4 protein-coding genes are annotated in these 26,370 nt (G+C 59.1%); all 4 read left to right on the forward strand.

The features are described from left to right. Positions 1-36 precede the first annotated feature (36 nt). The 4 genes from V3C40_RS24475 to V3C40_RS24490 all read left to right on the forward strand — a co-directional run bounded on the left by V3C40_RS24475 (position 37) and on the right by V3C40_RS24490 (position 26,369). The gene (locus tag V3C40_RS24475; protein ID WP_070306027.1) at positions 37-828 is read left to right on the forward strand and encodes a hypothetical protein; all 792 of its coding nucleotides are present in this window, start codon (positions 37-39) and stop codon (positions 826-828) included. A 483-nt stretch (positions 829-1,311) separates the two neighbouring features. Further along, the gene (locus tag V3C40_RS24480; protein WP_070306025.1) at positions 1,312-2,103 is read left to right on the forward strand and encodes a hypothetical protein; all 792 of its coding nucleotides are present in this window, start codon (positions 1,312-1,314) and stop codon (positions 2,101-2,103) included. A gap of 297 nt (positions 2,104-2,400) precedes the next feature. After that, positions 2,401-4,173, forward strand: coding sequence for a ShlB/FhaC/HecB family hemolysin secretion/activation protein (locus V3C40_RS24485; protein ID WP_331778754.1), 1,773 nt, complete (start codon positions 2,401-2,403; stop codon positions 4,171-4,173). Between the two features lie 65 nt (positions 4,174-4,238). Continuing rightward, complete coding sequence (locus V3C40_RS24490) at positions 4,239-26,369, forward strand: two-partner secretion domain-containing protein (RefSeq protein WP_331778755.1); 22,131 nt, start codon at positions 4,239-4,241, stop codon at positions 26,367-26,369. Position 26,370: the final 1 nt, after the last annotated feature.

The raw sequence follows: 26,370 nt of genomic DNA on the forward strand, positions 1-26,370 counted from the left end.
AAAGGTGGCTCAAGCAGAACTGTTAGGAAGCGCATCATGGCCGAAGAGAATATTGAAAAAACATCTTCCGAAGGGGATTTTTTTACAGTGGAAGGAAAGCTCACGGAATTCCATATGGCTGCAACAAATGTGAATTTACTTGATGAAATCGAAAGCAGCTTTGTGGAAAAAAATTTGGCAGGTGGCGTTGCCGCCCTCATCAACGGCATGCCAGGGGCATTGGCAAATGCCGCCATGCTGAGTTTTTACGATGGCGAAGATATGTACAATTTTGCCGGAATGGTTAACGGAAAAGTAGTGTGTGGTGTTTTTAGAGACGCTGATAAAATCAAGGATGGCGATATCGTAAAATTGGTGGTGACACAGAGAAATGACGTGCTGTACGTGCACAGTTTGCTCCGTATTGACGATAGTTTGTTGCTGATGCCATTGAATACCTATTGCGGAAAGCGAGCTTTTTTCTGGAGTTGCATGAAGTTTGCGCGGAATATGATACTGTTTATGTGGATTATGGCTTTTGCTGCCTTTTTTTCATATGTTGATATATCAGTTGAAAAAAAAGAATATTTAATTGTGGCATGTGGAATTATATTCCTGGCTCCTTTAGTTTTTTGGTTTCCTTTCGAATATTGGAGCTTCAGAACCATGCGTGATTATTCGATATGTGCGACAGAAATTTTCGCTGCCCATGGTTTTCCAAGACCTAGTGACTTTGATATGCGAATGGGTGCTACTTTATTTAAAAATCAAAGCCATGGCTTTATTGGATATAGTTGTGAGTTGGCTTTGAAGAAACACCGGTTGAAATATAATATTCAATCTTCCTGATAATTTTTTTAATTTTGAAGTTCGATCTCAGTTACTCCCTGCGCGGAATTGATGGGTTATTGGAAATATATTATTGGTATCAATGGAAAAAAGAAAATTTAATTACAGCATTTGGCGCGATATTGTTGATGCCTCCGCTGTTTTGTTTTCCTTTCTAATGCTGGACATATAAGAGCATACGTGATTATTCTGTATGCGCTGAGAAAATTTTCCTCGCTTATGGTTTCCCAAAGTCAGATGTATTTGATGCTCGCAAAGGGATTACTTTTTTCGAAAATAATGGAAATGTATTTTTTGCAACGAATTGTGAGCTGGCTCTGAAAAAACACAGGTTGAAGCACAAGATTCCATCTGCCTGATAAATATGCGACTTGAGGAAAAGAAGTGGGAGCTAGCGAATAGCTGTTTGATTCTGGTGAAAAAATTGATGGAGCTGCATAAGGCATTAAAGGCGGTTCAAGCATAATTGTTAGGAAGCGAATCATGGCCGAAGAGAATATTGAAAATACATCTTCCGAAGGGGATTTTTTTACAGTGGAGGGAAAGCTCACGGAATTCCATATGGCTGCAACAAATGTGAATTTACTTGATGAAATCGAAAGCAGCTTTGTGGAAAAAAATCTGGCTGGTGGCGTTGCAGCCGTGATCAACGGCATGCCAGGAGCCTTGACAAATGCCGCCATGCTGAGTTTTTACGATGGCGAAGATATGTACAATTTTGCCGGAATGGTCAATGGAAAAGTAGTGTGTGGCGTTTTTAGAGACGCTGACAAGATCAAGGATGGCGATATCGTCAAATTAGTGGTGACACAGAAAGAGGATGTGCTGTACGTACACAGTTTGCTGCGCATCGACGATAGCTTTTTTATGATGCCATTGAATGCTTATTGCGGAGAGCGTGCTTTTTTCTGGAGTTGCATGAAATTTGCAAGGAACATGACATTCGCTGTTTGGATAATTCTTTCACTTATGCTTCTTTTTTCTATCGATGTATCGTTAGAAAAAAAAGAGCATTTAATTACGATGTTTGGCATCATATTTCTGATGCCGCTAATTTTTTGTTTTCCTTTTGAGTATTGGAGCTTTAGAACCATGCGTGACTATGCGGTCTATGCGACAGAAATTTTCGCTGTCCATGGTTTTCCAAGGCCAAATGACTTTGATATGCGCGAAGGCGTTACTTTATTCAAGGATCACAGCTATGGTTTTATTGGGTATAGTTGTGAATTGGCATTGAAGAAGCATAGGTCGAAATACAAAATTCAGTCTGCTTGATAATTTCAAAAATAAATTTCCCGTTCAGAAAATATCTAGCTTGGCAGTGATCGTCCAGGCTGCTGCAGGCACGCTAGGTGCTGTTCCAGCGTACAGGCAGCGACAAGTGACGGAGATCTTGTCGCAGGCTTCAGCATGATCTTGGGTGCTCAAGACGATATCTTTGATTACTAGTGGTAATTGGATAGATGAAAAGTAGTTACCAAAGAGGTAAAGTTCTCAAGAAATAAATAAAGTTGCCCGGTAGAAATAATTAATTTATAATTTCCTTACGTAAATAATTATTTAAGGCAACATATGCACCTGCGCTTGACGCCATGGTGCGGTGTATTTTTGTTTAGCGGCACCCTGTGTGCCGCCGTGTCCGCGCAGACCCGTCCCGAAATCGCGCCGCCCCTTCCCACCACGCCTGGCAGCAGCCAGCGCGACGATGCCAGCCAAGAATTGATACGCCAGCAAGAGCGCGAGCGCGTCCTGCGCCAGCAGCAGGAACGCAATCCCGACGTGCGCCTGCTCGAGGCGCCTGCCGCGGTGTCAGCAAACCGCTTGCCGACGGGCGAATCGCCGTGTTTTACGATTGACCATCTTGTGTTGCGGGGCGAGGATGCGGCGCAGTTCCAGTGGGCATTGAACGCCACCAACCGCGACGACCTGGGCGCGCCGGATTCTCCGCTGGGCCGTTGCCTGGGCACGCAGGCCATCAATGTACTGATGGGCCGCATGCAGAACGCCATCATCGCGCGCGGCTACGTCACCACGCGCGTGCTGGCCGAGCCGCAGGACTTGAGCAAGGGTAGTTTGGCCTTGAGCGTGATACCGGGGCGTATCCGCCAGATCGGTTTTGCGCCCGGCACGAATCCCCGGGCCACCTGGTGGAATGCCGTGCCGGCGCGGCCCGGCGACTTGCTCAACGTGCGCGATACGGAGCAGGCGCTGGAGAACTTCAAGCGCGTGCCGACGGCCGAGGCCGATATCCAGATCATGCCGGCCGAGGGCGGCAACGCCAAGCCGGGCGAGAGCGACCTGCAGATCCAGTGGAAGCAGGGCTTGCCGTTTCGGCTGGCGCTGGGCCTCGATGATGGCGGTTCGCGCTCGACAGGCAAGCTGCAGGGCAGCGTGACCCTGTCGTACGACCACTGGCTGACCCTGAACGACCTGTTTTACCTGAGCCTGAACCAGAACGTCGACGGCGACCGCAACGGCCCGCGCGGCACGGGCGGCATGGTGGCCCACTATTCGATTCCCTACGCCTACTGGCTGTTGGCCTTCACGGCCAGCGACAGCCATTACCACCAGTCCGTGGCCGGCATCAGTCAAGACTACAACTACAGCGGCGCCAGCCAGAACAAGGAAGTGAAACTCTCGCGCCTGGTGTACCGCGATGCGTCGCGCAAGACGACGGTGTCCTTGCGTGGCTGGCAACGCGCCGCGCAGAATTTCATCGACGACACGGAAGTGGAAGTGCAGCGCCGCCGCATGGCGGGCTGGGAACTGGGTATCGGTCATCGCGAATTCATGGGACAGGCCACCTTGGACTTGAACCTGCAATACCGGCGCGGCACGGGCGCGATGCATGCGATGGCGGCGCCCGAGGAAGCATTTGGCGAGGGCACGTCGCGTTTCAAACTCGTCCTGGCCGACGCGGCCCTGTCGGCGCCGTTCAAGCTGGCTGGCCAGCCGCTGCGCTACGCGGGCAGCTGGCGCATGCAGCACAACCGCACGCCGCTGGTGCCGCAAGATCGCTTTGCCATCGGCGGGCGCTACACGGTACGTGGCTACGACGGCGAAAGCAGCTTGTCCGCCGAGCGCGGCTGGCTGCTGCGCAATGAGCTCGGCGTGCCGCTGGGCAGCAGCGGCCAGGAAGCGTATGCCGGGCTGGACCACGGCGAAGTGTCGGGGCCATCCGCCGAATGGCTGATTGCGCGGCGCCTGACGGGCGGCTTCGTCGGTTTGCGCGGCCAGTGGCTGGGCGTGCAGTACGACGCCTTTGTCGGCTGGCCCGTGCGCAAACCCGAGCTGTTCCGTACGGCCAGCCATACGGCCGGCTTCAGCCTGAACGCCAGTTACTAAGACGCGGCCATCGATCAGTTGTCATCTCCCTTTATCGCATCATTTAATTGTCATTAGGACATTTCATGAACAAGAACCTGTACCGCATCATCTTCAATAAACGCCGTGGCCAACTGATGGTCGTCGCCGAAAATGCCTCGTCGCAAGGCAAGGCGGCCAAGGGCGAAGGCGGCCTGGATAGCGGCGTATTTGAGGGTGATGGCGGTGGCGGGCTAAGTTTAAGTGTGAATGGCCGCTTGCGGCCGCTGGCCTTGGCGATATTTGGCGCGCTGGGCATGGTGGCCTTTGTCGTCGGTCCGGCCATGGGGCAGATCGTGGCCGACCCGAACGCGCCGGGCCGCCAGCGTCCGACGGTGGTGCAAAGCGCCAATGGCGTGACCCAGGTGAATATCCAGACGCCGAGCGCGGCGGGTGTCTCGCGCAATACCTACAGCCAGTTCGACGTGACGGCGAATGGCGCCATCCTCAACAACAGCCGCGGCAATGTGCAGACGCAGACGGGCGGCTGGGTGCAGGGCAACCCGTGGCTGGCGGGCGGCAGCGCGCGCGTCATCCTCAACGAGGTCAACTCGGCAAATCCGAGCCAGTTGCGCGGCTATGTGGAAGTGGCGGGCCAGCGCGCCGAAGTCGTCATCGCCAATCCGGCTGGCGTGGCCATCGATGGCGGCGGTTTTATCAATGCCAGCCGGGTCGTGCTGACGACGGGTACGCCGATGCTCAACGATGGCAGCCTGGACGGCTACATGGTGCAGCGCGGCGTGGTCACGATCAATGGTCGCGGCCTCGATACGTCGCTGAGCGACTATACGGCCATCCTGGCGCGCGCCGCGCAAATCAATGGCGGTATCTGGGCGCAGGAACTGAAAGTGGTGACAGGAACGAATCAGATCGATGCGGCGCATGGCGTGGCGGGCGCAGCGTCTGGCGTAGGTCCTGCACCAGCCTACGCGCTGGACGTGGCGCAGCTGGGCGGCATGTATGCGGGCAAGATTACCTTGATCGGCACGGAAGCGGGCCTGGGCGTACGCAACGCGGGCGTGCTGGCGGCGACGGCGGGCAACCTAGTGCTGCAATCGAACGGCTGGCTGAGCAACAGCGGCAACATCCAGTCCGCCGGCAGCGGCAGCCAGACCAGCATCGCCGTCACGGGCGACGTGGCCAACAGCGGTACCGTGTATGCGGGCGGCGACAGCCAGGTGCAGGCGCAGGGCAATATTGCGAACAGCGGCGTGATCGGCGCGCAGAACAATGTCGGCGTGCAAGCCACGGGCGCCGGATCGCGCATCGATGCCACGGCTGGCTCGGTGCTGGCGGCCGGCTTGAATCTGGACAATACATTGACCGTCAGCGGCAAGCTGAACGTTTCCGCTGGCGACACCATTGCCGTGCACGGCACGGCCGTGGCGGGCGGCGACAGCAGCCTGGCGGCGCGCCAGCTGGACCTTGCTGGGGCGCAGGTTTCGGGCGCGAACGTCAGCCTGGGCGCCAGCGCCGGCGACCTCGACGCCAGCCGCGCCCAGGTCAGTGCCCGCGAACGCCTGCAGCTGGACGCTGCGCGCACCGTGCGCAGCGATGCAGCGCAGCTGACGGGCCAGCAGTTGGGGCTGAATGCGCACGACTTGTCGAACGTGGGCGGCCAGATCACGCAACTGGGCACGGGCGATCTGTCAATGCAATTGCCGGGGAGCCTGGACAACACGCGCGGCGTCATCGCCACGAATAGCCAGGCCTTGCGCCTGCAGGCCGCCAGCCTGAGCAACCAGGATGGACAGATCCAGCATGCGGGCACGGGTGCGCTGGCGATCGGCGCGGGACAAATCAACTTACAGCGCGGCAGCATCATCAGCAACGGCGCGATGGCGCTGACGGGAGAACAGGTCGACCACCGCGACGCGCGCACGGTGGCGGGGCAGCTCATTATCAATGCCGGCACCCTGGACAACCGGGGTGGCAGCCTGGCGCAGAGCGGCCAGGGGGCGACCGGCGTGCAGGTGCGCGGCGGGCTGGACAATCGCGGTGGTGCGCTGGAGAGCAACGGCACGATGACGGTACAGGCGGCCGGCGTGCAAAACCAGAAAGGCCGTATCGTCGCCAGCAGCGACCTGGCAGTGTCGACAGGCGTGCTGGACAACACGGAAGCGACCCTGGCCGCTGGCGGCAAGCTGCGCCTCGATAGTGGCGACGTCGACAATACGCGCGGCCAGATCCAGGCGCTGGCGGGCGATGCGGCCTTGACGGTCGCAAAGTTGAACAATACGGCCGGCAGCGTGTTTGCCGGTGGCAACCTGAACACCCAGGCCGGCGAAGTACTCAACAGCGGCAATGTGTATGCGGCTGGCAATCAGACGCTGCAGGTGAGTGGCGCCGTCAGCAACAGCGGCGTGATCGCTGCGCAGGGCGACAACCGCATCGACGCCAGCCGCATCGACAGCACTACCGGCAGCTTGCTGGGCGCCGGGGTCCGCGCCGACGGCAACTTGGCCGGCGGCGGCCAGTTGCAGCTGACGGCCACGCAAGCGATCGCGGCCCATGGCCAGAATCTGGCCGCCGGCAAGACCAGCCTGCATGCTGCCGCCATCGACCTGAGCGGCAGCCAGACGGGCGGCGCGGCGATTACCTTGAACGCTACTGCAGGCAATGTCGTCACCGATAACGCGCTGGTGACGACCACCGGCCTGCTGTCCGTGACGGCGGCCGGCAGCGGACAAGCTCTGTCGAACGTGCGCGGCACCTTGAGCGCGGGCCAGTTGGATATCCAAACGGGATCGCTCGACAACCGCAGCGGCACCCTGATTCAGACGGGCAACGGCGACACCACCCTGCAAGGCAGCACCCTGGACAACACGGGCGGACGCATCGCCGTCAACAGCGCCAAGCTGGGACTGCATGCCGACACGGTGCTTAACCGTGACGGCAGCATCGAACACGCGGGCACGGGCAGCCTGAGTATTGAGGCGGCGCGCTTTGATGACGAACGCGGCAAGGTGACGGGCAATGGTTTAGTTGATATCCAGGCGGAAACGATCGATCACCGCCATGCCATCACCTCCGGGCAACAGGTAACAGTGCAGGCCAGCCAGCTGGACAATAGCGACGGCACCCTGCAGCAGACGGGACCGGGACAGATGCGCGTGGACGCTGCGCAGACCCTGGACAATACGCGTGGCAACATCGCCAGCAATGGCGGCCTGCAAGTGCAGGCGGGCGTGCTGGACAACAGCAAGGGCCGCATTACATCCGCTGCCTCGGCGGATATTGCCAGCAAGGGGGTGCTGAACAATACCGATGGCGTGATGGCAGCGACTGCCGACTTGCATGTCGGTGGTGTGCATGTCGACAACACGCGCGGCGTATTGCAGGCGGAGAATGCACGCCTGGATGCGGCAACTTTGCTGAACCAGCAGGGCACGGTCAGCGCCGGCATGGACCTGACGGCGAAAGTGAGCGGCGATCTGAACAACGCGGGCCTGCTGTACGCGGGCCGCAACCAGCAATTGACGGTGGGCGGCTTGCTCAACAACACAGGTTCCATCGCGTCCGTCAACAACACCAATATATCCGCTGGCAAGATCACCAGCAGCGGTCTGCTGGGCGCCGGCGTGAAAGCCGACGGCAGCCTGGGGACGGCTGGCGATCTGATCATCAATGCCGATGGTGTGTTGCAGGCCAGTGGCCAGAATCTGGCAGCAGGTACGGCCACGCTGACGGGCGCCAACGTGGACCTGTCTGGCAGCCAGACGGGGGCGGCGAATATCGCCATCACGGCGCGCAGCGGCGATGTGCTGACGAACAAAGCCGTCATCTCGGCCAGCAACGTGCTGGCCATCACGGCCAATGCAAACAACGCCCAGTCGTTGGTGAACGGCCAGGGCCAGCTGGTGGCAGGACAGTTGCAACTGAACGTGGCGAATCTGAACAATGCCAGCGGCGAAATCGTGCAGACGGGTAGCAGCGATACCGTCATCACCACGGGCAAGCTGGACAACACGGCCGGCCGTATCGCCGTCAACAGCAATAATCTTGCCCTGAACGCCACGGTGTTAACGAACATCAATGGCAAGCTGGAACATGCTGGTGCCGGCATCCTGGCTATCAACGCGGGCCAGTTCAACAACCAGTTCGGCAAGATCACGGGCAATGGCAAGCTCGACATCACTGCTGCGACGCTGGATCATCGCAATGCGACGACGGTGGCAAATCAGCTGACCATCAACGCAGCCAGCCTGGACAACCGCAGCGGCAGCCTGGCCCAGACGGGTACCGGACTGATGACGGTGAGCGCTACCGGCCAGCTGGACAACACGGGCGGCAAGATCGAAGGCAATGGCAATGCGCTGATAAAAGCTAACTCCTTGCTGAACAACACGGGCCGCGTCGTGGCGGCGCAGGATGCCGAACTACAGTTTGGCAACCTGGACAACACGGAAGGTACGGTGGCGGCGGGCCGTCACCTGAACCTTTCCGGTGGCGATATCGATAATACCAAGGGTCAGCTGCAGGCCGTGGCGGGCAACGCCATCTTGAATGTGGCGAATCTGAACAATGCGGCGGGCAGTGTGTTTGCCGGAGCAAACCTGAACGCGACACTGGCTAGCCTGACCAACACGGGCAGCTTGTATGCTGCCGGCAACCAGACCTTGACCGCCAGTGGCGCCATCGTCAACACGGGCGTGATCGCCGCACAGGGCAACAACAGCATCACGGCAAAGATGCTCGACAGCAGCGCGAGCAGCCTGATCGGTGCCGGCATGCAAGCTGATGGCAAGCTGGGCACAATTGGTGACCTGACGATCAGCACAACACAAACGTTGGCCGCGCATGGCCAAAACCTGGCGGCGGGCAGCGCCAATCTGACAGGTGCCAGCATCGATATCGGCGGTAGCCAGACCAGCGCGGCCAACATCGGCCTGACGGCAACCCAGGGTGACGTCGGCACAAACAAGGCGGTGGTGACGACGCCAGGCACATTGAATGTGACGAGCAGCGCCGCGTTGCACAACACGGACGGTACCTTGCAGGCAGGCCAGCTCGACTTGCATGTGGCCAATCTGGACAACGCAAAAGGTACCATCTTGCAGACGGGCACGGGTGACACGAACATTGTCACCGGCAATCTGGACAATACGGCTGGGCGCATCGCCGTCAACAGCAAAGACTTGAACATCGATGCGGCCATGCTGACGAACCGCGATGGCAAGATCGAACATGCGGGTACGGGCATTTTGTCGGTGCAGGCTGGCGTGGTGGACAACAGCAAGGGCCGTATCACCTCGGCGGCAGCTGCTTCTGTCGTCAGCAAAGATGGGCTGAATAATACCGATGGCGTGATCGCCGCGACTACTGGCCTGCAGGTGGGTAGTACTGCGCTGGACAACACGCGCGGCGTGTTGCAGGCGGACATGTTGCGCATTGATGCGGCAACTTTGCTGAACCAGCAGGGCACGCTCAGCGCCGGCACGGACCTGACGGCGCGCATCAGTGATACGTTGAACAATGCTGGCCTGCTGTATGCGGGCCGCAACCAGCAGCTGACGGTGGGCGGCTTGCTCAACAACACAGGTTCCATCGCTTCCGTCAATAACACGACGATTACCGCTGGCAAAGTGACCAGCAGCGGTCTGCTGGGCGCCGGTGTGAAGGCCGACGGCAGTCTGGGCACGGCGGGCGATCTGACCATCAATGCCGATGGCGTATTGCAGGCCAGTGGCCAGAATCTGGCGGCGGGCACAGCCACGCTGACGGGGGCCAATGTGGACCTGTCGGGCAGCCAGACGGGGGCAAGCAACATCGCCATCACCGCGCGCAGCGGCGATGTGCTGACGAATAAAGCCGTCATCTCGGCCAGCAACGTGCTGGCCATCACGGCCAATGCAAACAACGGCCAGTCACTGGTGAATACCCAGGGTCAGCTGGTGGCAGGACAGCTGCAGCTGAACGTAGCCAAGCTGAACAACGCCAGCGGCGAGATCGTGCAGACGGGCACGGGCGACACCGTTATCACCACGGGCAAGCTGGATAACACGGCAGGCCGCATCGCCGCCAACAGCAATAATCTTGCCCTGAACGCGACGGTCTTGACGAACATCAATGGCAAGCTGGAACATGCTGGTGCCGGTGTGCTGGCCATCAACGCGGGCCAGTTCAACAACCAGTCCGGCAAGATCACGGGCAATGGCAAGGTCGATATCACGGCAACCACTCTCGATCATCGCAATGCGATGACGGTGGCGAATCAGCTGACCATCAACGCCGGCAGCCTTGACAACCGTGCCGGTAGCCTGGCCCAGACGGGTAGCGGACTGATGACGGTGAGCATCACTGGCCAGCTCGACAACACGGGCGGCAAGATCGAAGGCAATGGCGATGCACTGGTCAAAGCCGCAACCTTGCTGAACAACACGGGCCGCATTGTGGCGGCGCAGGATGCCGAGTTGAACGTCGGTAGCCTGGACAACACGGAAGGGACGGTGGCGGCGGGCCGTCACCTGAACCTTTCCGGTGGCGATATCGACAATACCAAGGGCCAGCTGCAAGCTGTGGCGGGCAACGCCACCTTGAATGTGGCGCACCTGAACAATGCGGCAGGCAGCGTGTTTGCCGGTGCGAATCTGAACACCACGCTCGATACCTTGAGCAATACCGGCAGTCTGTATGCGGCTGGCAATCAGACCCTGAACGCCAGCGGCGCCATCGTGAACACGGGCGTGATCGCGGCACAAGGCAACAGCAACATCACGGCGAAGTCCATCGACAGCAGCGCGAGCAGCTTGATCGGCGCCGGCATCCAGGCCGATGGCAAGCTGGGCACGTCGGGTGAATTGACGATCAGCACTGCGCAAAACCTCGCCGCGCATGGTCAGATTCTGGCGGCAGGCAATGCCAATCTGAGCGGTGCCACACTCGATATCACCGGCAGCCAGACTGGCGCCGCCAACATCGGGCTGACGGCGACACAGGGCGATGTCAACGCTAGCAAGGCGGCAGTCACGACGCCCGGCACATTGAACATCACAAGCAACGCCACCTTGCACAACACGGAAGGCACCTTGCAGGCAGGTCAACTCGACCTGCACGTGGCAAACCTGGACAACGCCAAAGGCGTCGTGTTGCAAACGGGTACGGGCGACACGACTATCGTTACCGGCAATCTGGACAACACCGCCGGACGCATCGCCGTCAACAGCAAGGACCTGAACATCGATGCCGTCACGGTCACGAACCAGGATGGCAAGATCGAGCATGCGGGCACGGGCATCTTGAATCTGCAAGCAGGCGTGCTGGATAACAGCAAGGGCCGCATCACGTCCGCTGCCTCGGCGGATATTGCCAGCAAAGGCGTGCTGAATAATACGGACGGCGTGATTGCCGCGACTGCCGACTTGCATCTCGGTGGTGTGAATATCGACAACACGCGCGGCGTGTTGCAGGCGGACAATTTACGTCTGGATGCCGCTAAATTGCTGAACCAGCAGGGCACGGTCAGCGCCGGCACGGACCTGACGGCGCGCATCAGCGCAGACCTGAACAACGCGGGCCTGCTGTATGCCGGCCGCACCCAGCAACTGACGGTGGGCGGCTTGCTCAACAACACAGGTTCCATCGCCTCCGTTGGCAACACCCATATTACCGCGGGCAAAGTGACCAGCAGCGGTCTGCTGGGCGCTGGCGTGAAAGCGGACGGTAGCCTGGGGACGGTGGGCGATCTCACCATCAACGCCGATGGCGTCTTGCAAGCGCGCGGCCAGAATCTGGCAGCGGGCACAGCCACGCTGACGGGTGCCAATGTGGACCTGTCGGGCAGCCAGACGGGGGCAAGCAACATCGCCATTACCGCGCGCAGCGGCGATGTGCTGACGAACAAAGCCGTCATCTCGGCCAGCAACGTGCTGGCCATCACGGCCAATGCGGCCAACGCCCAGTCGTTGGTGAATACCCAGGGGCAACTGGTGGCCGGCCAGTTGCAGTTGAACGTAGCCAGCCTGAACAACGCCAGCGGCGACATCGTGCAGACGGGTGCCGGCGATACCGTCATTACCACAGGCAAGCTCGACAACACGGCCGGCCGCATCGCCGCCAACAGCGCTAATTTGGCCCTGAACGCGACGATATTGACGAACGTTAATGGCAAGCTGGAGCACGCTGGTGCCGGTGTGCTGGCCATCAACGCGGGCCAGTTTAACAACCAGTTCGGCAAGATCACGGGCAATGGCAAGCTCGACATTACCGCTGCGACTCTCGATCACCGCAATGCGACGACGGTGGCCAATCAGCTGACCATCAATGCAGGCAGCCTGGACAACCGCAGCGGCAGCCTGGCCCAGACGGGTACGGGCCACATGACGGTGAGCGCCACAGGCCAGCTGGACAACACGGGCGGCAAGATCGAAGGCAATGGTGATGCGCTGGTGAAAGCGGCTACCTTGCTGAACAGCACGGGCCGCATCGTGGCGGCACAGGATGCCGAACTACAGTTTGGCAACCTGGACAACACGGAAGGTACGGTAGCGGCGGGCCGTCACCTGAACCTTTCCGGTGGCGATATCGACAATACCAAGGGCCAGCTGCAGGCCGTGGCGGGCAACGCCACCTTGAACGTAGCGAGCCTGAACAATGCGGCAGGCAGCGTGTTTTCTGGCGCCAACCTGAACACCACGCTCAACACCGTGAATAACACGGGCAGCCTGTATGCGGCAGGGAATCAATCCTTGACCGCAACAGGTGCCATCACGAACACGGGCGTCATTGCGGCACAGGGTAACAACAACCTTACGGCAAAGTCTATCGACAGCAGCGCGAGCAGCTTGATCGGCGCCGGTATCCAGGCCGATGGCAAGCTGGGCACGTCGGGTGACTTGACGATCAGCACTGCGCAGAACCTCGCCGTGCATGGCCAGATTCTGGCGGCAGGCAATGCCAATCTGACCGGCGCTACGCTCGATATCAGCGGCAGCCAGACTGGCGCCGCCAACATCGGGCTGACGGCGACACAGGGCGATGTCAACGCTAGCAAGGCGGCAGTCACGACACCCGGCACATTGAACATCACGAGCAACGCCACCTTGCACAACACGGAAGGCACCTTGCAGGCAGGTCAACTCGACCTGCACGTGGCAAACCTGGACAACGCCAAAGGCGTCGTGTTGCAAACGGGTACGGGCGACACGACTATCGTTACCGGCAATCTGGACAACACAGCGGGCCGCATCGCCGTCAACAGCAAGAACTTGAACATCGATGCCGTCACCATCACGAACCAGGATGGCAAGATCGAGCATGCGGGCACGGGCATCTTGAATCTGCAAGCGGGCGTACTGGACAACCGCAAGGGCCGCATCACCTCGGCTGCGGCGGCCGATATCGTCAGCAAAGGTGTATTGAATAACACCGATGGCGTGATGGCAGCGACTGCCGACTTGCATGTCGGTGGCGTGAATATCGACAACACGCGCGGCATGTTGCAGGCGGACATGTTGCGTATTGATGCGGGAACTTTGCTGAACCAGCAGGGCACGGTTAGCGCCGGCACGGACCTGACGGCGAAAGTGAGCGGCGACCTGAACAACGCGGGCCTGCTGTACGCGGGCCGCAACCAGCAACTGACGGTCGGCGGCTTACTGAACAACAAAGGTTCCATCGCGTCCGTCAATAACACCAATATATCCGCTGGCAAGATCACCAGCAGCGGTTTGCTGGGCGCCGGCGTGAAAGCCGATGGCAGCCTGGGTACGGCGGGCGACTTGACCATCAACGCGGATGGTGTGCTGCAAGCGAGCGGACAGAACCTGGCAGCAGGCAGTACGACGCTGACGGGTCCCAGTGTGGATCTGTCGGGTAGCCAGACGGGCGCAGCGAATATTGCCATCACGGCAAATACTGGTGATGTCGTGACGAACAAGGCCGTGATTTCCGCCAGCAACGTGCTGGCGATCACGGCCAACGCGAATAACGCCCAGTCACTGGTGAACAGCCAAGGCCAGCTGGTGGGCGGCCAGTTGCAGCTGAACGTCGCCAACCTGAACAACGCCAGCGGCGAGATCGTGCAGACGGGCACCGGCGACACCGTCATCACCACGGGAAAACTCGACAACACGGCGGGCCGCATCGCCGCCAACAGCGCGAACCTGGCCTTGAATGCGACAGTCTTGACGAACGTCAATGGCAAGCTGGAACACGCGGGCACCGGCATCTTGGCCATCAACGCGGGCCAGTTCAACAACCAGTTCGGCAAGATCACGGGCAATGGCAAGCTGGACATTACGGCAGCCACCTTCGACCACCGCAATGCAACAACGGTGGCCAATCAGCTGGCCATCAACGCCGGCAGCCTGGATAATCGCAGCGGCAGCCTGGCGCAGACGGGTACCGGCCTGATGACGGTGGCGGCTACCGGCCAGCTGGACAACACAGGCGGCAAGATCGAAGGTAACGGCGATGCGCTGGTGAAGGTAAACACTTTGCTGAACAGCACAGGCCGCATCGTGGCGGCGCAGGACGCCACATTGAACTTGGGCAGCCTGGACAACACGGAAGGAACGGTGGCAGCAGGCCGCAATCTGGGATTGACCGGCGGCGATATCGACAATACCAGGGGCCAGTTGCAGGCAGTGGCCGGGGATGCCACCCTAAATGTGGCGAACTTGAACAACACCGCAGGCAACGTGTTTGCCGGTGCCAACCTGAACGCGACACTGTCCAGTCTGGACAATACGGGCAGCCTGTATGCGGCAGGGAATCAATCCTTGACCGCAACAGGTGCCATCACGAACACGGGCGTCATCGCGGCGCAGGGCAATATCAGCATCACGGCAAAGACCCTCGACAGCAGCGCAAGCAGCTTGATCGGCGCGGGTGTTCAGGCCGATGGCAAGCTAGGCACGGCTGGTGACTTGACGATCACTACCGCGCAAACGCTGGTCGCACATGGCCAGACTCTGGCGGCAGGCGGCGCCAATTTGACTGGCGCCAGCGTTGATATCAGCGGTAGCCAGACCGGCGCCGCCAACATCGGCCTGACGGCAACACAGGGCGATGTGAGTACCAATAAAGCCGTAGTCAGCACGCCTGGCGCCTTGACGATCCATGCGCAAGCCACCTTGCGCAATACGGAAGGACAACTCAGCGCCGGCCAGCTCGATCTGCACGTAGGTAACCTGGACAACACCAAAGGCACCGTTATCCAGACGGGCACGGGCGACACTGTCATCCAAACGGGCAAGCTGGACAACAGCGCCGGGCGTATCGCTGTCAATAGTAATAATTTGACTCTGGACGCGGCCGCCTTGACGAATGCAGGCGGCAAGATCGAGCATGCCGGTACCGGCACCTTGGTCATCACGGCAGCCACCTTGCAGGGCGCCAGCGGCAGCATCATCGGCAATGGCGCCGTCAATCTCAAGGCTGGCTTGCTGGATCACGCCAACGCTACCACCACGGGGCGCACCTTGAGCGTGCAGGCAGAAAGCCTGAGCAACCGGGGCGGCCATTTGCTGCAGACGGGCGCGGGCGGCGTGACGGTCGCCGTCACGGGTCTGCTGGACAATACGAATGGAGAAATCGCCGGCAATGGCGTGCTGTCGGTACAGACCGGCAACCTGGACAACACCAAGGGCAAGATTACCTCGGCCATGTCCGCCAACATCGTCAGCACTGGCGCACTCGTCAATACCGACGGCGTGATCGCGTCGGCAACCGATTTGCACCTGGGCGGCGCCATCGACAATACGCGCGGCTTGCTGCAGGCGGGTACTGGCGCTCTCAGCCTGGATGCGGCCAGTCTGCGCAATGCGCAAGGTACGGTCAGCGCGGGCATGGATATCACGGCCAAGGTCAGCGGTGACGTGCTCAACGCAGGCGTGCTGTACGCAGGACGCAACCAGACCTTGGACATCGGTGGCTTGCTGAGCAATACAGGCTCGCTGGCCGCCCTGGGCAATACGGCGATCACGGCGGGTAGCCTGAGCGGTAACGGTTTGCTGGCGGCAGGCATGCGCGCCGATGGCAGCTTTGCCTCGGCTGGTGACCTGGCGGTGACGGCCCGTGGCGTCTTGCAAGCCGGTGGCCAGAACATGGCGGCCGGCCAGTTGCAGCTGACGGGCGCGTCGGTCGATATGGGCGGCAGCCAGAGCAGCGCGGCCAATATCGGCTTGACGGCCTTGACGGGCAATGTGACGACCAGCAAGGCGGTCGTGTCGACCAATGGCCTATTGAGCATCACGGCGAATGCCGCCAATGGCCAGGCACTGGTCAACCAGGGCGGCGGCCTGAGCGCCGGGCAGCTGGCCTTGCGGGTGGCCAACCTGGACAACACCAAGGGGACCTTGATCCAGACGGGCGCTGGCGACACGGTCATCGAGACGGGCAAGCTGGACAATACGGGCGGGCGCATCGCCGTCAACAGCGCCAATCTGCGTCTGCAGGCGGGCGACCTGACGAATGTGGATGGCAAGATCGAACACGCGGGCAAGGGTGTGCTGGACATTCGCGCCACGAATCTGTACGGCCAACGGGGCCAGCTCACGGGCAATGGTGCATTGGGTGTGGCGGCCAATTACATCGATCACCGCAACGCCAGCCTGTTGGCGCAGCAAGTGGGCGTCACCGCCGGCATCCTCGACAACCGCCAGGGACAGATCACGCAGCTGGGCACGGGTGCGGCAACAGTACAGGCCAGCACGCGCCTGGACAATAGCGGGGGCAAGATCGAGGCGAATGGCAATGTGCGCGTGGAAACGGGCGAGTTGCTCAACGATCACGGCCGTATTGCGTCCGCGCAGGACGTCAATGTTGCGGCGACGGGCAAGCTGGACAATACCAGCGGCGTGATCATTGCCGGGCGCGACCTGACGCTGGCTGGCGGCAAGGTGGACAATACGCTGGGACAATTGCAGGCAGCGGGCGGCAATGCGCAATTGAGCATGGACGAGCTGCTCAATGCGCAGGGCAGCATCGTTGCCAGCGGCAATCTGACGACGACGGCGGGCAGCGTGCGCAACAGCGGCAGTCTGTTTGCCGGCGGCGAGCAAGTGCTGAAGGTGAGCGGCGCGCTGGAGAACACCGGCGTGATCCTGGCACAGGGCAACAACACCATCAGCGCCAATACCGTCAACAGCGGCGCGTCCAGCCTGATCGGCGCGGGCGTGAAAGCCGACGGCAGCTTGCAGACGAGCGGCAACTTGCAGATCACGACGCAACAGGCGCTGGGTGCCCATGGCCAGGTGCTGGCGGCAGGCAATGCCGTCCTGGGCGGTGGCAGCGTCGACCTTGGCGGCAGCCGCAGCAGTGCCGGCAATATCAATCTAACGGCGACAATAGGCGACGTCAGCACCAGCGGTGCCGTGGTCACCACGCCGGGCGCCTTGACGATCACGGCCGGTGCGAATAGCCAGGCCTGGAACAACCAGCGCGGCGATATCAGCGCTGGCCAGCTGGCCGTTGGCGTGGGCAACCTGAACAACCAGCAAGGCAGCATCGTGCAGACGGGTACCGGCAATACGGTCATCGAGCTGACATCGCCAGCGGGCGTGCTGGACAACACGGGCGGGCGCATCGCCGTCAACAGCGCCAACCTGGGCCTGAAAGCAGGCATCCTGACGAATACGGATGGCAAGATCGAGCACGCGGGCAGCGGTACCTTGAACTTACAGGCCACGCAGTTGAACGACCTGCGCGGACAGATCACGGGCAATGGCGCCCTGGTCGTCACAGCCGGCACCATCGACCACCGCAACGCCAGCACCATCGCGCAGCAAGTGAGCGTGACGGGTAGTACCCTGGACAATGCGGGTGGCAACCTGACGCAGCTGGGTAAAGGTGATACCAGCATTCAATTGACGACCAGCCTGGACAATCGTGGTGGCACGATCGCCAGCAATGGCAACACCAATATCGTTGCCCCGAGCCTGAACAACCAGGGCGGCAAGCTGCAGGCGGCCGGCACGGCCAATCTGACGGTGACGGCGAACAACGTGCTGGACAATAGTCATGGCGGCGCCATCGCTGGCGGCGGCAATGTCGTGCTGGGTGCTGGCAGCCTGCTGAACCAGGGCGGCAGCGCCACGGCGAGTGGGCAGCTGACGGCAAATGTGGCGCAGGCCTTGAACAATGCGGGCGGCTTGCTGGCCGCCACGGGCAATATGACCGTGAACGCGGCCAGCGTCGACAACAGCGCGGGCGGCAAGCTGGCCTCGGTGCAAGGCCAGTTGCAGGTTACCTCTACGGGCGCCACCGTCAACAGTGGCGGCACCATGCAAGCGGGTGGCGACATCATCCTGGGCAATAGCGGCCTGTGGAACGGGCAGGGCACCATTGCCGGCGCGAACGTCACGCTCGACACGCGTGGCCAAGTCTTCAACAACACGCAAGGCACCTTGGCGGGCACGGGAACCGTCAACTTGCAGACGGGTATCCTGGACAACGATGGCGGCCTGCTGCAGTCGGGTGGCGCTATGACCATCGACACGCACGGCAATGCCTTACTCAACACCAATGCGGGTGCGTATGCCGTACGCCATCCTGGCAGTGCCGGCGGCATCAGCAGTGGCGCCGGCCTCAACCTGCAAACGGGCAGCTGGAACAATACGAGCGGCTACCTGGGTGCCGCTGGCAACATCACGGGCAGCGTGGGCCCGCTGGATAACCGTGGCGGCCAGATCGTCGGCAAGTCGGCGCTGGATTTGACCTTGAGCGGCTTACAGAACCAGGGCGGACAAATCCAGGTGCTGGGCAATATCGGCCTGAACGCCGGTGGCGGCAGCGTTAACAACCAGCAAGGCTTGATCCGTTCCGGCGCCACCGTCACGCTGACGGCCGACGCGATCGACAATGCCAGCACCCTGGGCGCGAACCAGGGCATCGAAGGCATCCATGTGACCCTGAACAGTGCCAACGTCAGCAATGTGCAGGGCGCGGTGCGTGCCGATGGCAACCTGGCAATCAATAGCGCGGGCAGCATCAACAATACCTTGGGCATGCTCAGCGCTGGCGGCGCGCTGGCGTTGCAGGACACTGGCTCCGACCGTGGACTGGCCGTGACCAATACGGGCGGCACCATCATCGGCGGCCAGCGTACCGACATCCGCGCAGGCAGCCTGAGCGGCGACGGCAAGGTACTGTCGCAGAAAGACATGGCGCTGGACCTGGCCGGCAACTTTACGCTGAACGCGGGCGCCGAAATCATGGCCAACGGCAATGCGGATATCGCCATCGGCGGATTGCTGACCAATGCAGGGAAAATCCAGGCGCGCAGCACCCTGACCCTGGGCGCGGCCAATTTCGATAATACGAGCACGGGCGACATCAACGCGGGCACGACGCGCGTCAACGTCGGCGGTCTGCTGAACAACCGTGGCGTGATCGACGGCATCAACACGGAACTGAACGTCGGCACATTGAACAACATGGGCACGGGCCGCATCTACGGTGATCATCTGAGCATAGCCGGCGGCACCGTCAACAACGACGTGGAGGGCGGGATTGCAGCCACCATCGCGGCGCGCACCCGCCTCGACATTGGCGTGACGACACTCAACAACCGCGAACACGGCCTGATTTTCAGCGGAGGCGACATGGCCATCGGCGGCTATCTGGACGGCAACCGCATCGCCACAGGCTGGGCGGGATCGGTGACGAATGCCAGCGCGACGATCGAGGCGCTGGGGAATCTGGATCTGGCAGCGAGTCAGTTCCGAAATTTAAATACGCATTTCAGAATTGAGACAGTCGATAGTGGCACTGAAACCGTCACCGAATATGAGGTAGACGGCCAGAGGTATTTAAAAGGTAGTCCTGGAGTGGCAGAGGCGGTATCGATAGGTGGTGGTGCTGACCTATATCATTTAGGGATACCTGCAAGTGGGAAATACCCTAAAAGAGCTGTTGAAAGATATTTGGTCTATCAGATTACCCGTAGCTCACGCAAGGAGTCCGTTGTCGATTCTGATCCGGGTAAGTTGGTTTCAGGTGGAAATCTGACCATACATTCGAGTGATGCGCTCAATCAGCAAAGCCACGTGATAGCTGGCCGCACGTTGACCGTTCTTGGCACAACCTTAGTCAACCCGGTGATTGAATTACACAGCTACAGCAAGGAAACTGGAACGGTAACAGCTGTCGCTCCACGTTTGCGCGCACCTTCGGATCCTGTAGTTCATTCCGGAGGAATTTATGGAAAAAGTCAAGCCTATGCTCCGGTTGAGACCAGCAATAAAATACGCGTCAACGAAGAATACCAACGCGTAACATACGCGTTGCCATCTGGACAGCCTGCCAATGCTGTAACTGGTGCGACCAGCGCACCAGGGGGCGCCTATGCAAATGTGGCGCAGACCGCCGTGAACAAGACGGCAGGTGCTGTTTCCGGAGTAGATTCCGCTGCTGGAAAGGGTGTTGCCACTGCCAGCGGAAGCGGCGCGCTGACCGGTGCCACAGGTATTGGAAATGCCGGTCAAGCAGCCAGTGCCGGCACCGCCAGTGGCACAGCAGTAGCTGGTGCCGCTGCCGTAGGAGGCAAAGCATCGGCTTCCAGTGTTGATGCAGGCAAGGTTTCCTTGGGAGTGGACAGCAAGAGTGCTATGGCAGTTGCTGGGGCGGCAGTGCAGGATGGTAGTGGCCGTATCGGGAATGCCGGAAAAACAGCAACTCATGGTGATGTAGTGCACGGTGCTGCTGGACACATCAGCGGCACAGGTGCTGCTAGTACTGTTGACCCAGCCTTGCTGGCCAGCAACGCCCAAGATGGTCCCGCAATGGTGGGTGGCGACCAAGGATTGCAAGGGAGCGGCCTCCTCGGGCCAGCTGGCCGGGCCTCCGCCTATGGCAAAGTGCAAAATGCTGCCGCGACAGCTGTCAATGCTGGAACCAGTGACGGAACGGTCGATCCTGCTTTATTGTTGACGAGTGCGCATGGTGGTCAGTCAATGGTGGACGGGGCCGAAGGTTTGGCGCGCAGCGAGCGCCTTGGCAATGTGGGGCAAGCGGCGGTACACGATGGTGTGCATGGTGAAAGTGTCATCGTGAGAGGAGCCCCTGTCGGCGCTGTAGTTGATGCAAGCTCTTTGGCCATCAATTCGAAAGGCGAGTCTGCCGTGGTGGGGGGGCGCGGTGGCCTGCAAGCGAGTGACCGCACTGGTAACGCTGGCCAGCTTGCCAATCTTGGTGCCGTAGCAGAAGTGCTCGTTACCGGTGCCAGTGGCCCGGAAGCAATGACACAAGCCAGCATGGCAGCGGCAACTGCTGCTTCCGTGTCGAACAATTCAGGTACTGCAGCAAGAGCGAGTGCGGCGAACGGGCCTTTGCAGGCGCGTGTACGCGAGATTGCGCAAATCGCGCTGAGCAATCCATCCGGCAGAGCGCAGGTAGTGCGTACCTTATCTCCGCCAATGCAATTGCCAAGCGCCAGTCTGTTCAAGACTAGTACTGGGCCTTTAGCACGTTATCTTGTCGAAACCGATCCACGCTTTGCCAATTACCGTGAATGGACTGGATCGGACTACCTGACCAACCTGGTTCAGCTTGATCCTGGTGTGACGCAAAAGCGCCTTGGCGATGGCTTTTATGAGCAGCGTCTTGTGCGCGAGCAAATAGCTGAACTGACGGGACAGCGATTTGTGGGTGACTACAGTAGTGATGATCAGCAGTATCGCGGTTTGATGGATGCCGGGGCTGCCTATGCCAAGACGTGGGATCTGCGCCCTGGCGTAGCCTTGACTCCAGCGCAGATGGCTGCATTGACCAGTGATATCGTTTGGCTGGTAGAGCGGGAAGTCGCTTTGGCCGACGGTTCCACGCAAAAAGTGCTAGTGCCGCAAGTATATGTACGCCTACGCGCAGACGATCTTGATGGCTCTGGCAGCCTACTTTCAGGCAAAGATATTGATATCAGTCTATCTGGCGACTTGGTAAATGGAGGCACCATTGCTGGCCGCGAAGTTGTCAGGCTGAATGCTGAAAATGTGGAAAACATGCAGGGCCGTATTCAGGGTGATGCGGTTGCAGTCGCCGCAAAAAAAGATCTGAATAATGTTGGCGCTACAATTTCTGCCAATAGCGAACTGTTGGTCTCTGCTGGCCGAGATATCAATATAGTCAGTACTACGACTGACTTTTCATCCAAGTATGCCTATACGACATCTACATCGACAGTTCTGGAGCGAGTGGCTGGTTTGTATGTGACGGGAGGAGAAAGCGGTAACGGCACGTTGATTGTTGCGGCTGGACGTGACGTGAACGTAATCGGGGGCGTTGTTGCAAATACGAGTAGCAGCGGCGACACATATTTGTCTGCTGAGCGCGACATCCAGCTCGGCGTCGTTGAGGTGGGTAGTAGCAAGCATACTTATTACAATGCCGAGAATTATGTAAAGACAAGCAATATTACTGATATTGGCAGCCAAGTATTGGGAATGGGGAATATCACACTGCAGGCGGGGAATAATCTGACGGCTACAGCTTCCGATATACAAGCAGGAAAAGGCTTGTCACTGGCTGCGAGCAATAATATTAGTTTGATTAATGGCCTCTCCACAGACATTTATGATTCTGCCAGTAAGGTCAAGTCGAGAGGCGCATTCTCCAGCAAAACCACGACCACGCGCGATCTCGTGCAAACCAGCACGGCGCTGGGGACTTCATTGACGGGCAATACCGTCGGTATCGTCGCTGGGCATGATTTGAAGGTGGCGGGTTCATCGGTACTTGCGCACGAAGCAGCCAATTTAATGGCGAAAAACGATATCAGCATCGAGTCCGTCGGACTGGACGGCAAGGAGATTCACTCCAAGCAAGTCAAGAAGAGCGGCACCTTTGGCCTGAGCAAGTCGCTGACCAGCCAGGCCGACGATGGCCGCACCGTTACCCAAGCGGGAAGTGCCGTCAGTGGCGGCAGTGTGACGATGGTGGGTGGACGCGATGTCGCCATCAAGGGCAGTACGGTGGTGGCCGATGGCAATATTGACTTGACCGCCTTGCGCAACCTGAGCATCGTCAGTGCCGAGAATGACAAAGACACGACGTCGAGCAGCTTTAGCAAGAAATCTGGCTTTATCGGCAGCATCAACCAGCCAGCTTTTGGTACGGTAAAGACCACCAGCGATGGCAAGAACACGGGCGTGGCGCAAGTGGGCAGCCAGATTGCCAGCCTGGGCGGCAATGTGTCGCTGCGCGCGGGCGAGACGTATACGCAGACGGCCAGCGAAGTGCTGGCCACCGGCGCGGGCGCGAATGGCGGCTTGCCTGGCGATATCAGCATCGTGGGCAAGAACGTGTTGATCAAGGAGGCGTACAACAGCAATGCCAGCGAGCAGCACACGACCTTCAGCAAGGTGGCCCTTGGCGGTACGGTCAACGTGCCGATTGTCGACGCCGTGAAAAGCATTGGCAGTCTGGCGAAGGCAGCCGAACAGACGAAGGACTCGCGCATGCAGGCCCTGGCTGCGGTGACTTTGGCATCGAAGGCCACAGATCTGGCTGGCTTGGCTTCGAAGGGATTGACCAGCAATGGCATCAAGATCAGCGTCAGCCTGGGCAGCAGCAAGAGCGAAAGCGAGATGCACCAGAGTAGCAGCACGGTGGTTGGCAGCGCGGTCAATGCAGCCGGTAATGTCAGCATCGTTGCGACTGGGGCAGGGGCGGGCAGTGATTTGACAGTGGCTGGCAGCAAGATCGGGGCTGGCGGCAATCTCACTTTGTTTGCCGACGACAAGATCAACTTGCTTGCGGCGCAAAACACGGCGACGCAAACGAGCAAGAACAGCAGCAGCGGTTCCAGCATCGGCGTCGGCTATACCTTTGGCGGCACGCAAAACGGTTTCAGCCTCGATATTGCCGCAAACAAGGCACGCGGCAAGGCCGATGGCACGGACAGTTACTACACCAACACCTATGTGACGGCAGGCAAGACGGCGACCATCATCAGTGGTGGCGACACGACCTTGCAAGGCGCGATTTTGGCGGCAGACACGGTCAAGGGCGCCATCGGCGGCAACCTGAACATTGTCAGCTTGCAGGATACAAGCACCTACGCCAGCAAGAGCAGCAGCGCGGGCTTCAACATGAGCTTGTGTATTCCTCCGTTCTGCTATGGCGCCAGCAGTGTCGGCGGCAGTGTCTCGAAGAGCAAGGCCAAAGGTGACTTTGCCAGCGTTACGGAACAAAGCGGCATCAAGGCGGGCGACGGTGGCTTCCAGATCAACGTTACTGGCAACACCGATCTGCAGGCTGGCGTGATTGCCAGCAGCGGCAAAGCGGTCACAGATGGCAAGAACTCGCTGATCACGGGCACCTTGACGACGAGCGAACTGCAAAACAAGGATGAGCATTCGGCTAGCGGGTTCAGCTTGAGCGGATCCGTTAGCGGCAAGATGGGCGATCAGAGCACAGCCAAAACGACCGAAAGCAAGGACGCAGCGAAGATGAAGTCCAATCCGGGAGGCTCGGCCGGTATCGGTAGCGTATCGGGCAGCCAGAGCAGCACGACGGGTTCGGGCATCAGCGGCGGCACTATCTTGATCACGGACGCAGAGAAGCAACAAGCGCTGACGGGCAAGACGGCGACGGAAATGCTTGCTGAACTGAACCGCGATGTCAGCAGCGAGAAAGATAGCAGCGGTGCCTTGAACAAGGCGTGGGACGGCAAGAAGCTGGAGAAGGAAACACAGGCGCAGATGGCGATCACAGCGGCGTTCGGTTCAATGGCCGCGAAGGAGATCGGGGATTACGCAGACAAGAAAATGAAAGATGCCAGGGATGTGGGCGATCTGGCGGAGGCTGCAAAATGGGAGGAAGGCGGGGCGTATCGTGTTGCCGCGCATACGGCCGCTGGTGCGCTTGCGGGTGGCGTGGGTGGTGCGCTTGGTGCTGGTGCCAGCGCTGCGGCCATGCCCAAGATTGGTGAGATGATCGACGGTATGGATCTGCCTGAACCCGTCAAGCAGGCCTTGGGTGCGGCGGCAGCCACGTCGATTGGCGTTGCTGCCGGAGGAGGGGCTGGTGCGGCGACAGCATTTAATACCGATGTCAATAACCGTATGTTGCATCCGGGTGATCGCAAGGCGGCAAAGACTTTAGCCGAGTTAAGTAAAGGAAAATATACCGAAGAAGAAATATTGGCAGCCATGCGCTACGCGGGTCTACTTGACAAGGCCGGAAATATTATTGTGGCCGAAGATACACGGGAAACCTTCGTTAAAAATGTTGATATTAAGACAGGAAAGACGATACAAGAGACATTAGCGGCTGACAATACTATGTCTTTGGTATCTGTTCCCGGGGATCAAGTCACTTTACTTGAAAAAGCACCGACTCGGCCGAGTAATGACTTGATGACCTACATTACTGCCAATACTGGTGGCAACGCTAGCCCCTATATATTGACGCCCGGCCGGACCTATGTAACGGGTTCATCCCTGCCCGCAGCTCCTGAGGGCACAAAGCGCGTAACCATGACCGTCGAAGGTGCGGTTTACTTTCCACTGGCTGTACCATGTCCGGCGGTTAGCTGCACCAATGGCGACCCTATTGCTAATGCCATACCGGATGTGGGCACCAAAGCTTACAATGAAGCTGTGGCGCGTAAGACCGCGAAAGAAGTCGAAATTTTTACGGCGGCACTTGGGGTAGTTGGTACTGCTGTTCGCGGCGTTGCTGTTTTTACCGATTTGGCGGCAAAGGCGAGTACTACAGCGCGTATAGTTGACGTTGCTGGGGAAAGTGCTGTATTTCGTCCTTTGAAGATGGAGGAAATCACAGCACCAAATGGAAAAAATATCACTGTCGCGGTTGACGGAAATGCGATTGTCCCTACTGATAAAGTTGCTATTTACGCTCGTGGTAAAGTGGCAGACGTCGGCGAAGAGTTGAATGCATGGAATCAATACAAACAGGGCGCTAGAAAAATATTTGATGCAAACCCTGAAAATGCTACGCGTTTAGATACATTGAATAAAATGCAGAAAAATTTTGATCGCTCTAACGATATGGGGAACAGCCTTGAAAAAATAGGTTTGATTGACAATGATAGAAATAATAATTTAATAATTAACCACCTTCTTGATACCGGGAACGGAGTGAATTCAGAAAATAGATTATGGTTGCCAAGTGTTCTTGAAGGGCCGCAGGGGACGTTGAAAGTTAAAAGTACATGGAAGATACTTGACGATAATCGAGTCTATCTAAATACAATAATGTTGGTTCCTATTAAGTAGA

The organism is Janthinobacterium sp. LS2A (assembly GCF_036543145.1).
GTDB lineage: Bacteria > Pseudomonadota > Gammaproteobacteria > Burkholderiales > Burkholderiaceae_D > Janthinobacterium > Janthinobacterium aestuarii.

Coding starts and splice junctions, on each gene's coding strand:
- V3C40_RS24475 (WP_070306027.1), top strand. CDS start 37: ATGGCCGAAGAGAATATTGAAAAAACATCTTCCGAAGGGGATTTTTTT.
- V3C40_RS24480 (WP_070306025.1), top strand. CDS start 1,312: ATGGCCGAAGAGAATATTGAAAATACATCTTCCGAAGGGGATTTTTTT.
- V3C40_RS24485 (WP_331778754.1), top strand. CDS start 2,401: ATGCACCTGCGCTTGACGCCATGGTGCGGTGTATTTTTGTTTAGCGGC.
- V3C40_RS24490 (WP_331778755.1), top strand. CDS start 4,239: ATGAACAAGAACCTGTACCGCATCATCTTCAATAAACGCCGTGGCCAA.